Source organism: Streptomyces sp. NPDC020898 (assembly GCF_044333925.1).
GTDB lineage: Bacteria > Actinomycetota > Actinomycetes > Streptomycetales > Streptomycetaceae > Streptomyces.
Genome location: NZ_JBIRRV010000032.1, coordinates 20,680 through 31,663, shown reverse-complemented (window position 1 = coordinate 31,663; position 10,984 = coordinate 20,680). Strand labels below are relative to the sequence as shown.

The 10,984-nt window shown below is 70.3% G+C and carries 10 protein-coding genes and 2 pseudogenes; 2 read left to right on the top strand and 10 right to left on the bottom strand.

From position 1 onward, the window contains the following. Nucleotides 1-150 precede the first annotated feature (150 nt). Complete coding sequence (locus tag ACH4TV_RS46255; protein ID WP_398407484.1) at nt 151-1,503, bottom strand: family 43 glycosylhydrolase; 1,353 nt, start codon at nt 1,501-1,503, stop codon at nt 151-153. Nucleotides 1,504-1,983: 480 nt separating this feature from the next. Beyond that, nucleotides 1,984-2,334 (bottom strand): annotated as a pseudogene (locus ACH4TV_RS46250) (HNH endonuclease); the annotation flags it as partial. A gap of 279 nt (nt 2,335-2,613) precedes the next feature. Here ACH4TV_RS46250 and ACH4TV_RS46245 point away from each other — a divergent pair. Next, a pseudogene (locus ACH4TV_RS46245) lies at nt 2,614-2,888 on the top strand (transposase); the annotation flags it as partial. A gap of 57 nt (nt 2,889-2,945) precedes the next feature. On the opposite strand, the gene ACH4TV_RS46240 reads toward ACH4TV_RS46245, so the two are convergent. Next, a complete protein-coding gene (locus ACH4TV_RS46240) occupies nt 2,946-4,166 on the bottom strand; it encodes an IS110 family transposase (RefSeq protein WP_398407483.1) in 1,221 nt (406 codons plus the stop codon). A gap of 239 nt (nt 4,167-4,405) precedes the next feature. Here ACH4TV_RS46240 and ACH4TV_RS46235 point away from each other — a divergent pair, with 239 nt between their 5' ends. Further along, nucleotides 4,406-5,290 carry a DciA family protein gene (locus ACH4TV_RS46235; protein ID WP_398407482.1) on the top strand — a complete coding sequence of 295 codons (885 nt, stop codon included), beginning with the start codon at nt 4,406-4,408 and terminating at the stop codon, nt 5,288-5,290. A 270-nt stretch (nt 5,291-5,560) separates the two neighbouring features. Here the strand turns inward: ACH4TV_RS46235 and ACH4TV_RS46230 are convergent, their stop codons facing one another. The 7 genes from ACH4TV_RS46230 to ACH4TV_RS46200 all read right to left on the bottom strand — a co-directional run bounded on the left by ACH4TV_RS46230 (nt 5,561) and on the right by ACH4TV_RS46200 (nt 10,977). After that, a complete protein-coding gene (locus tag ACH4TV_RS46230; RefSeq protein ID WP_398407481.1) occupies nt 5,561-6,310 on the bottom strand; it encodes a DUF6585 family protein in 750 nt (249 codons plus the stop codon). Nucleotides 6,311-6,523: 213 nt separating this feature from the next. Further along, nucleotides 6,524-6,742, bottom strand: coding sequence for a transposase family protein (locus ACH4TV_RS46225; RefSeq protein ID WP_398407480.1), 219 nt, complete (start codon nt 6,740-6,742; stop codon nt 6,524-6,526). A gap of 35 nt (nt 6,743-6,777) precedes the next feature. Continuing rightward, complete coding sequence (locus ACH4TV_RS46220; RefSeq protein WP_398407479.1) at nt 6,778-7,413, bottom strand: CoA transferase subunit B; 636 nt, start codon at nt 7,411-7,413, stop codon at nt 6,778-6,780. Further along, nucleotides 7,410-8,192: a CoA transferase subunit A gene (locus ACH4TV_RS46215; RefSeq protein WP_398407478.1), complete on the bottom strand. Its 783-nt coding sequence runs from the start codon at nt 8,190-8,192 to the stop codon at nt 7,410-7,412. Before ACH4TV_RS46215 ends, ACH4TV_RS46220 begins: the two co-directional genes overlap by 4 nt. 35 nt (nt 8,193-8,227) lie before the next feature. Then, the gene (locus ACH4TV_RS46210) at nt 8,228-8,965 is read right to left on the bottom strand and encodes an SDR family NAD(P)-dependent oxidoreductase (RefSeq protein WP_398407477.1); all 738 of its coding nucleotides are present in this window, start codon (nt 8,963-8,965) and stop codon (nt 8,228-8,230) included. 11 nt (nt 8,966-8,976) lie between these two features. Continuing rightward, a complete protein-coding gene (locus tag ACH4TV_RS46205; protein WP_398407476.1) occupies nt 8,977-9,942 on the bottom strand; it encodes a fumarylacetoacetate hydrolase family protein in 966 nt (321 codons plus the stop codon). A gap of 84 nt (nt 9,943-10,026) precedes the next feature. Further along, on the bottom strand, nt 10,027-10,977 hold the full coding sequence (locus ACH4TV_RS46200) for a VOC family protein (protein ID WP_398407475.1): 951 nt from the start codon (nt 10,975-10,977) through the stop codon (nt 10,027-10,029). Between the last annotated feature and the right edge of the window lie 7 nt (nt 10,978-10,984).

Here is a 10,984-nt window from a genome sequence, read left to right as displayed (position 1 = left end):
AAAACCCCCCCCCCCCCCCCCCCGGGGCGCGTGGGGGCGGGGGCGACCCCCACACCCCCACCCCCCCTTTCTGCTCCGCCCCCCCCCCGGGGGGGGGGGGGGGGCCCGGGGGGGGCCCCCCCCCACCACCGTGCGTTCCGGGCCCTTGGGTCAGGCGACCTCCACCGCGTCCAGTTCGGCGAAATACTCGCCCTTGGACAGGCGCAGAGTGTTCCACCCCGCCTTCAAGGTGACGGTTGTTTCCACCACGGCCCATTTCCCCCAGCCTGTGTGCTGGTAGTGCATGACACCTGCACGGGCGGAGTTGACGGTAAGACCGTGGTCGGCGGGCACAGGGGTCCCCGCACTGTCGAAGGAGCCGTTGGCGAACCGCACTGCCAGCGTATGCGTGCCGGCGGAAGCGGCGAAGACCGCGAACTCCACGTAGCTGTCGGCGTGGTCGATGCCCCCGACGACGTGCCCGTCCCACGCGGCGGGTGCCGCGCGAACGCCCGCGTGGTGCACTCGGGCGTTCTCCGCCTGGTAGCGGACCTTGCTCCCCCGCACGACGGGGTAGCCGTTGGCGAAGCCCAGGTCAGCCCGGTACATCATCCGCCCGCGGTCGCTCCAGCCGTGGAAGAAGAGGTAGTCGCGGCCGTCCGGGCCGCTCACCACGTCCTGGCCGCCCGGGCCGCGCACCGCGCCGGAGAAGGTGGCGGTGGTCATCAGCGGGTTCGCGGCCTTCGTGTAGGGCCCTGTCAGGCGGTCGGCGACCGCGTAGCTGGTCTTGTACTTCTCGCCGCGGTAGTCGTCCGCGGAGTAGAACAGCACGTAACGGCCGTCGCGTTTGACGAGGGTGGGCGCCTCGACAAGGCGGCCTTCGCGCTCGGGGTCCGGGTCCTGCCTGATCAGCCGGACCGGTTCGCCGGTGGTGCGGGTGCCGTCCCACGAGGTGGGCTGCAAGTGGAGCCAGGTGTCCATGCCGCAGCAGTTGCCGTCGTTCTTCCACAGCAGGTAGCGCTGCCCGCCCTCGGTGTAGCTGGAGGCGTCGATCGCACCGCCCTGCGCCGCCGGGCACACCAGCGGTCCGTCACCGACCGGCCGGAACGGTCCGTCGGGCGAGGACGACAGCGCGACGCCGATGCACTGCCGGTCGCTCGCCCTGTCCCGGGCGGTGTACTGCATGGTGAAACCGCCGCCGTTGTCGTACACCTCCGGCGCCCACACCTTGCCTTCTTCCGGTTTGGCCCAGGCCCCCAGCACCGGCAGCACGTTCCCGCTGTCCACCTTCCAGCCCACCAGGTCGCGGGAGGTGGCGTGCTGGATGTGCTTGCCGTCGTCGTTGGTGGCGTACGCGTGATAGGCCCCGGCGGCCTTCACGATGTCGGGATCCGGGAAGTTCCTGTCGAGGACCGGCGTGGCGGGGCCGGCCGCCGCAGCCGAGGCCAGGCCCAGAGAGACGGCGGCGGCCACGAGCAGGCCGAGACCGCGCCCGGTCCTGGGGGCCAGGAGGTGCAAGGGCATGTCGCTCCAATGCGGTGTGACCGCTCGCGGGCTGATCCGCTGCCCGCAGCCAGTCGCGAACATTTCGGGCTGCCTGTTCTCAGCGGGCCCGGGTGACGTGGACGGGAACGTTCGGGCAGCCGGTCAGCACGTCGCTGAGCGCGGCCTGCTCAGCCGGTCCCCGATCGTCTTCCCCGCCAACAGCCGGCTCCGCTGCTGTTGCTCCCACCCCGCAGCATCTCCTCGAACATCGCCGACGCCGGGTCCAAAGCCCGCACATTCCCTGGCACCATCAGCCGGAACGCACCCGGCACATCAACGGTCCGCACACCCACTCCCACGGTTGCACCTGATGCAACATCGTGGCGTTGGAACAGCGTCACTTGAGGCCAGACGCCTCACCATCACCCGAACGAACGAAACCCCCGACCACTCCCCGCCAGGTCACCGGCGTGCCCGAAACCCGCGACGTTGATGCGCCGACAGCAACTCCGCCTACTTGGAGTCCCAGGATTCGGCGAGCGGGACCAGGTGGTCGATGTCGAGGGCGCGGGCCAGCGTGAAGTACGTGTCGTCGTACGGCGAGTACCACGAGCCGCCGCTCAAGGCGCAGTTGGCGTCCTGGGAGGGGGCGGTGACAGCCTCCGCCAGGAGGACCTCCTGCCTTGTGTTGCAGGTGTCGCGGTCGGCGTCGATCCAGTGGCGGAACTTGGTGCGTTCGTACCCGGTGCGGTTCTCGGTCTGGACGGGCAGGGCGTGGAGGGCGTCGCGTACGGGCAGGGCCACGGTGTCGCCGGGGGCGGCGGCGTGCGCGGTGGCGGGGGAGAGCAGGACGGCGAGTGCGGAGAACACGGTGGCAACGGCGCCGACGTTACGGGAGCGGGCGGGGCGCAAGGGGCTTCCTCTCGAAGGTCATCGGACGGTTCGTGATCTTCGTAGCGGGAGGGATCCCCCCCCGGGCGCCCGGTGATCCTCCGCCGGTTCACCCGTACGGATCGGTAAGTCACACAGGTCCGGCGTTGCTCTAGTCGGGGGGCATCGGATTGTCGGGGCCGTGTTCGCCGCGGGGACGGTTTCCGGGCGCGCGCCAGGGGTTTCGCCGTGTGCCAGACCAACTCGCCCCGGATCTCGGAGACACGACCATGGAGCTGGCCTCTTCCGCTGGCGCCGCCGTCTCGCACAACCTGGCTCCTGGCCATCGCGCACACCCAGCTCAGGCTCGCCCGGCCGCTGGCCTCCGTCGGCCCTGGGAGAAGCCGACCAAACCCGAACGCCTCACCCTCGCCCGGGTCCGCCGGGGGTTCAGGAACATCCGAGCCCACCTGTTCTGCCCGGCCCGTGGACGTCCGCGAGGCGCCTGTTCAGCAACCAGCTGGTCGACCAGGCACAGCGCCTGTCCGGCACCCGCCACCTGGTCCTCGGGCACACCACCTGGGGGCAGGCATGAGTTCCTGAGTCAACCTCTATGCCGCCAGGGGCTCCTCAGCGGCTGTGCTGACCTTGCCGTTGGCTTGGTGGATGGCGGGGTCGTAGCAGGTGCCGTCGCGCCAGCAGGCCCACATCACGCGGAGCCAGGCGCGGGCCAGGATGCGGACGGCGTGGGGGTGTCGCTTTTTGCGGGCCCGGGCGTCGTTGTAGATCTTGGCGGCCCAGTCGCTGCCGTGGCGGCTGTTGTCGGCGAAGGTGGTCAGGGCGACGCGGGCTCTGCGGTTGGTCGCGAAGCGGAAGGCGACCGGGTGGGACTTGCCCGAGGCGCGGGTGACCGGGACGACACCGGCCTCGCCGATGAGCTGTTCGCAGGTCTGGGCGCGTTCCAGGATCGGACCGATCTCGCCGATGACCTGGCCCAGGCTGATCTTCCCGATGCGCGGCATGCGGGCGAACAGCGGCGCGTAGGGGTGCGTCTCGGTGGCGTCGGCGATGGCCTTGTCCAAGGTGCGGATGGTCGTGCGTATGCCCTGGACCAGCTGGACCTGGACACGGACGAGTTGTTCGACGACGCTCTCGCTGAGGCGGGAGGCGGCCTGCGGGGCCGAGCGCAGGCGTTCGATCAGGACGCTGCCGGGCTTCTTGCCGGAGTAGCCGGGGCGCTTGCACCAGGCTTCGAGGCGTGCGGCGGTGAGCTTGGCGGCCTTGGTCGGGGTGGCGTACTTCTCCAGGAACGCGATGGCGATGTCACTGTCGAGGTTCGCGAAGACCGCTTTGCCGCCAGGCCAGTGCTCGTCCAGCAGCGCGGCGAGCTGGTTGACGGCGGCGACCTTGGCCTCGATGTGGTCGGCACGGGTCCGGGCGAGGGCCTGAAGGTCGAGGGTGGCCTGTTCGGTGGGCTCCAGCCGGGGCAGTAGATGGCCGTCGGTACGCAGATAATCGGCGAGCTTCAGACTGTCACCGGCGTCGGTCTTGGCCTTGGAGGCACCCCAGCGCGCTCGCATGGCGTGGAAAGCGTTCGGGTGCACCGGAACGATCGGGTGGCCGGCTGCGAGCAGCCGGTCCACGGCCAGGCCGCGGGTCGTCTCGATAGCGACGGGTAGACCGGCCGGATCGCCGTGCCTGCGCAGCCTCGCCAGGGTCTTGGCGAACCCCGCCTCGGTGTGGGCGAGTTCCCACCGGTCGATGCGCTTGCCGGTGCCGTCCATGACCGTCACGTCGTGTGTGTCGGTCGCCCAGTCCCATCCGATGAACACGTGCCTCGTACTCCAGTGCCGTTCCAGGAGCACCTGCCCGGTGGTGAGGTCGTCTGCCGGGAGCTCATTAATCGGCCCTCTGCGGGGCGTGTCCCTGAAGCCGATCAGACGGCCTCGGCCCGGCGGGGCTGGCGGAACTCATGCTGGCCGTCGAGCAGCTCGCGGCGATGGCCATGCACCCACCGGGACCGAGAGGTCACAACCCTACTCGTGAGGGCTGCAGAAGGGATGGTCCTCTAATGAGCGGCGGCGAGGTATCCGGCGTCGACCTGGCCCGGGTCGCGCTGCGGGCCGCGATGGAGCAGGCCCGGAAGAACGGCGGCGGCCAGAAGACGAAGCAGAAGCCGCCGCGCGTGGTCCGTACGGTGCGCCGGGACGCTCGCGAGCCGATGGGACTTGGCGCGGCGATCGGTTCGCTGGTCACCGAGTGGGCCTGGGCGATCCCGGCCGCTGGCGGCAGCGTGCTGGGCCAGTGGCCGGACATCGCGGCCGCCGTCTCCTCCCGGCTGCCCGACCACGTCCAGGCCGTCGCCTTCCACCCAGAGACCGGACATCTGGACCTGCGCCACGACTCGCCCGCCTACGCCACGCAGTTGCGGCTGATCAGCGCCCAGATCATCGCCACGGCGAACCAGACAGTCGGCACCCGCGCCGTACGCGGCGTCCGGGTCCTGGCCGTCGGTGCCGCGCCCGCGCCCCGGGTGACGGAGCCCATCCCGGCGGCCGCGACCCAGGCGCCGGTGAAGACCCGTGACATGGCCTCGCCGGGCTATCAGCAGGCGTTGACCGCGCACCAGGCCGTCGCGCCCGCGCAGCGCGTCGCCCCGGGCATCGCGGAGGCCGTGGAGCGGCAGACCAGGGCGATGCGCGAGCTGAGCCGGCGGGCGTTCCCGGACGACCAGCCGCCGCTCCCGATCGAGGCGGCCCGCATCCAGCGTCGCCGCGAATCCGAAGCGACTCGGGCTTGCGCGGCGGCGGGCCAGGGCCGAACGAGCTCAGCGGGCCCACCCCGGGGCGTTGTGACCCCTCGTAGGGGCGATGAGGACGGTGTTGTGCGGCATCGACTCAGACGCCTGCGTCTAGTTGCGACCCCGCGTAGGGGCAATGAGGACCCGCCATCCTGATTTCTGCTGGTCGGCGGGGCTGGTGTGCCGTCTCGTTGGGGTACTCGTGCTGGGCAGGGTAGAGATCGGTAACACGTGATCGTCCGTCAGGGGCGTCTTCTGGGCTTCCCGGGTGCGGGCCTCGGCTTGCGTCTGGCAGACGCCCTTCGCGCGGAGCGCGCCGTCGGCCTTCTCTCCGGTGGCGATGCGTCCCACCCATGCCACACCCCCGCTACGCTCCCCTCCACCAAGCGGTTTGACCAGGAGGAACACAGAAGTCCGGCTGGAGTATCAGGCGGCGGACTGCTCGCGCAGGTTGTGGGCGACCGCCAGGAACAAGTGCAGGTTCGTGATGTCCTTGGCCGGGTGGTGGGACCAGCGGACAGGGTCGCTCGAGGAGCCGGTGGTCATGATGCGGACCAGGAAGCCCGAGGCCTGGACCTCCCGGACCTTCGGCCAGGGCAGGCTGCCCTTCCCGGGGGCTGACACGGCCGTGCGGGAGAGCGAGAGCGCTCCGAACCGGACCGTGCCGCCCTCGCGGAGCATCTCCAGCACGGCCGCTTCCTGCGCGCGCACCACCGCGTCCTGCATCCAGGGACCCCAGGCGTCGGGATCCTCATAGAACTCCGTGATCCGCACCGACCCCTGGCCGGGGGCGCTTGCCGAGTAGACGTATCTGGTCGGGTGGGGGCGGCCGTAGACGATCAGCTGGGTGATCTCCTGCTGGAGGCGCAGGGAGTCCCAACGCAGGGCGACCGGCTCGCCGCCGGACGGCGGGTGCACGACCAGCCCCTCCTCGAACAGGTGCAGCCGCTGGGCGGCCCGCTTCCGGCTGAAGTCGGGGAAACGGCGCATCCAGAACCAGTAGTACAACAGCCCGGGGACCAGGAAGAACGGCATGAGCATGAGGCAGTTGAAGACATGGGCGGCGAACACCGCGCGACGGAGGCGCTTCGGCGCGAACACGCCCTGGACCGGCCCTAGCCGATGCCGGGCAGCCAGGTCGGCGACCTCGGGAGACACGGGGGTGAGTGGAGTCATGAGGACGAGCCTCCAGTCCGCGTCCACGCGTGACAACCGTGAGTCTACGTAGATCGGTTACGTATCTTCCGACCACGGCCACGCCCCACGCCTGTGGGCCCACTGTCAGTGAGATGTTTTCCTCCTGATTCAGCAGGTCACGGGGACTGGTGTGGGCCCGCGGTGACGTGCTCGCTCCGGTCAGGGGCGTGATCTTCCGCGGGAGATCGTCTGTCACCTGTGGACTTCGGTGTTCGCCAGGACGAGCAGGGCGCGCAGGAGGGTGGTCGCGTGCCGGGCGTTCATGCGGACCTTGGTGAGAAAGCGCCAGGACTTCAGGTTCGCGAAGCCGTGCTCGACGGCGGCGCGTTCGCGGTTGAGCAGGCGGTTCGCTTCCTTCTCGGAGTCGGTGAGGCGGTGGTTGCGGGTGGCCTTGCGGCCGGTGATGATCACCGGGTCGTCGGGGTCGTCGTCCAGGCCGACGTGCCTCAGGTGGCGGTGTGCAGCTTCGCGGCAGTGACCGCTGTGATGGCCTGGGCCGTGACACCGGGGGCGGTCTCGACGAGGAGCAGGCCGTTGTCGGTGACGTCCATGACGCCGAGGTCGGTGATGACGCGGTGGACACAGGCCTTGCCGGTGAGGGGCAAGGTGCACTCGTCGAGGATCTTGGGGCTGCCGTCCTTGGCGGTGTGTTCCATGAGGACGATGACGCGCTGGGCGCCGTGGACGAGGTCCATCGCGCCGCCCATGCCCTTGACCATCTTGCCGGGGATCATCCAGTTGGCGAGGTCGCCGGTGGCGGAGACCTGCATGGCGCCGAGGACGGCGGTGTCGATGTGGCCGCCGCGGATCATGCCGAAGGAGAGCGCGGAGTCGAAGAAGGAGGCGCCGGGGAGGACCGTGACGGTTTCCTTGCCTGCGTTGATGAGGTCGGGGTCGACCTCGTGCTCGCGGGGGTACGGGCCGGTGCCGAGGATGCCGTTCTCGGAGTGCAGGACGACGTGACCTCCCGGCGGAAGGTGGCCCGGGACGAGGGTGGGCAGGCCGATGCCGAGGTTGACGTAACTGCCGTCGGTCAGTTCGGCGGCGGCGCGGGCGGCCATCTGGTCGCGAGTCCAGCTCATGCGAGTACGGTCCCTGGTGTCGAAGACGCGGAAATTCGAAGGTGCTCTATGCGCTTGTCGGCGGCCTGGGCGGGGGTGAGGGCCACGACCCGCTGCACGAAGATGCCGGGGACGTGAATCGCGTCGGGGTCGAGGGCTCCGGGCTCGACGAGTTCCTCGACCTCAGCCACGGTGAGGCGACCGGCCATGGCGGCCAGCGGGTTGAAGTTGGCGGCGGCCTTGTTGAAGACCAGGTTGCCGTGGGTGTCGCCGCGCCAGGCGCGGACGAGGGCGTAGTCGGTGGTGATGCCGTGTTCGAGGATGTGGTCGCGACCGCCGAAGGTGCGGGACTCCTTCGCCGGGGAGGCGACGGCGATGCTGCCGTCGGCCGTGTAGCGCCAGGGCAGACCGCCGTCGGCGACCTGTGTGCCCACGCCCGCCGGGGTGTAGAAGCCCGGGATGCCGGCGCCGCCGGCTCGCAGCCGCTCGGCGAGGGTGCCCTGTGGGACGAGCTCTACCTCCAGGTCACCGTTGAGGTACTGGCGGGCGAACTCCTTGTTCTCCCCGACGTAGCTGCCCGTCACGCGGCTGATGCGGCCCTCGGCGAGGAGGACGCCCAGCCCCTGGCCGTCGATGCCGCAGTTGTTGGAGACGACCTTCAGGCCGGTGGCGCCCTGGGCGTGCAGGGCGTCGATGAGGGTGGCCGGGATGCCGGACAGGCCGAAACCGCCGACTGCCAGCGAGGCCCCGTCGGGGATGTCGGCGACCGCCGTGGCGGCGCTCGCGCTGACCTTGTTCACGTAGGGGGTCCTTTCGGTCGGAGGTCAGTTGGCGGTCAGTCGGACGCAGGCCGCAGGGCGTCGGAGATGGACTTGCCGCCGCCGTGTGCGGTGAATCCGCCGTCTACGGGGATCTCCGTGCCGGTGATGAAGGAGGCGTCGTCGGAGAGGAGGAAGACCACCAGCGGGGTGACCTCGTCGACGGTGCCGGTGCGGGCCAGCGGCGTCTCGCGGATGTTCGCCTCGCGGAAGGCGGGCGCGGCGGAGGCGGTCATCTCGGTCTCGATGAAGCCGGGATGGATGGTGTTCACGCGGATGCCCCGAGGGCCCAGCTCGACACAGGCCGCCTTCGACAGGCCGCGCAGCGCCCACTTGCTGGCCGTGTATGCGACCGGGTAGTGACCGGTGAGCCCAGCGGCGGAGCCGACGTTGACGATCGACGAGCCCGGCGGCATCAACGGCGCCAGGTGCTGGATGGCAAGGAGCGGGCCGGTGACGTTGACGGCGTGGACGCGGGCGAAGTCCTCGGGCGTGACCTCGTGGAGTCTCGCGCGCCAGGTGATGCCGGCGTTGTTGACCAGGCCGTGGACCTCTCCGTACTGGCAGCGCAGCTCTTCGGCGAGCGCCGCCCACTCCTTCGCGTCAGTGACGTCCAGGCGCAGACAGCCCGGAGCTTCGGTCACATCGGTGGCGACGACCATCGCCCCCGCGCGGGTCAGCGCCTCGGCCTCGGCCGCGCCCTGCCCACGCGCGGCTCCGGTGACGATCACGACCTTGCCGTCCAGTCTGTTCACGGCCCCGCCGTTCACGGGCGCAGCCGCGGGCGCTTGCGGGCCCGGGGGATCAGTACCGGTCCAGCGCCGGGCACGACGGTGTTGGTGACGGTGCCGATGCCCTCGACGGTGAGGGCGACGGTGTCACCGGGCTTCAGCGGTGGCGGATCCTGGCGGCCGCGTACGCCCCACAGCTCGGCCAGGCAGCCGCCGTTGCCGCAGGTGCCGGAGCCGAGCACATCGCCGGGACGGACGTATGTGCCGCGGGAGGCGTAGGCGACCATCTCCTCGAAGGTCCAGCTCATGTTGGACAGCAGGTCCTTGCCGACCACCTCGCCGTTCACCGAGGCGGTCAGCGCCAGTCGCAGGAAACCGTCCGTGTCCCGGTACGGCTCCAGTTCGTCGGCGGTGACCAGGTACGGGCCGAGGGTGGCGGCGGTGTCCTTGCCCTTGCAGGGGCCCAACCCCACCCTCATCTCGGTGGATTGGAGGTCGCGGGCGGACCAGTCGTTGAAGATCGTGTAGCCGATGATGTGGTCGCGGGCCTGCTCGGGCGTGAGGTCGCGGCCCTCGCGGCTGATGACGGCGGCGACTTCGAGTTCGAAGTCCAGGACCGAGGAGCCGGGCGGCACGGGCACGTCGTCGTGCGCGCCGATGACGGCGTACGGATTGGTGAAGTAGAAGGTCGGCGCGTCGTACCAGGCGTCGGGGACCCCGGCCGTGTTGTCGATGCTGCGTCGTACGCCCTCGACGTGTTCCTCGAAGGTGACGAAGTCCCGTAGTGACGGTGGCTGTAGAGGCGGCAGTAGCCGTACCTGCGAGACATGCGGGCCGTCCGGCACGTCCGGCGTGGCGTTGCCCGCCTCACGCAGCGCCGTGGGGCCCGCCCGGAGCAGGTCGAGCAGCGAGGCGTGGCCGGGGATGGGGCGGAGGGTGCCGTCGTCCTCGACGGTGGCGACGCTGCGGCGGCCGTGGTGTTCGTACGTGGCGAAGCGCATGGCGATCCTGGGGTGCGGCGTAGGGGTGGACAGGGGGCGCGGGAGTCAGGCATGGACTTTCCGCGCCCCCGGAGCAGATGGGGATCAGACCGGCGGGGCGACGAAGATGCCGGGGTCGACGTCGTTGAAGGACTCCTTGGCGACCAGCTCGTTCATTGGGTTCGCCGTGCCCCACTGGTCGGTGACCTCGGGCCGGGAGAAGTCGTAGACGTGCGGATGCCAGGTGTCCTCGTCGAGTTCCTCCAACTCCGTTGTGTACTCGACGGTGTTGCCGTGCGGGTCGAGGAAGTACGTGAAGGTGTTGTCGCCCGCCATGTGGCGGCCGGGTCCCCAGATCTTGCGGGCGCCGGAGCGCATCACGCGTCCCGAGCCGCGCATGTACTCGTCCAGGCCGCGCATCTCGAACGAGACGTGGTGCAGGGAGGTGTGCGGCCCCTTGGCGAGGGCCATCGAGTGGTGCTGGTTGCTGATCCGCATGAAGTGCATGACTTCGCCCATGTGCGGGGAGCTGAGCGTGTCGGACAGCCGGAAGCCGAGGTGGCGCTCGTACCAGGCGCGGGTGGCGTCCAGGTCGGGCGAGTTGAGGACGACGTGCGAGAGGCGGACCGGGATGGCCTCCTTCTCCTCGATACGCCGGTGCCGCCGGGCCCCGACCTCCGCCGAGACCTCGACGGTGCGGCCGTCGCCGTCGAAGAAGCGGAAGCCGTAGCCCCCGCCGGGGGTGTCGACCTTGCCCGGCTGCGAGATCAACCGCACGCCGTCCGCGAGGAGTTGATCGGCGAGCGTGTCCACGTCGGCGGCTGACGCGGCGCCGTAGGACACGAGGTCGAGCCGTTTCTCGTCGGCCTTGCGGAGCCGTACGACGTACTGCTCGGGGCTGCCTTCCGCGGCCAGGAAGGAGATGCCGGAGTCCTCGGCGACCTTGGTCAGGCCCCAGACTCCGGCGTAGAAGTCGAGCTGCTTGTCGTAGTCGGGCACGGCGAGGTCGACGTGCCGCAGGTGGGTGAGCAGGCGGTCGGGGAGGGCGTCGGTCATGTCGTGG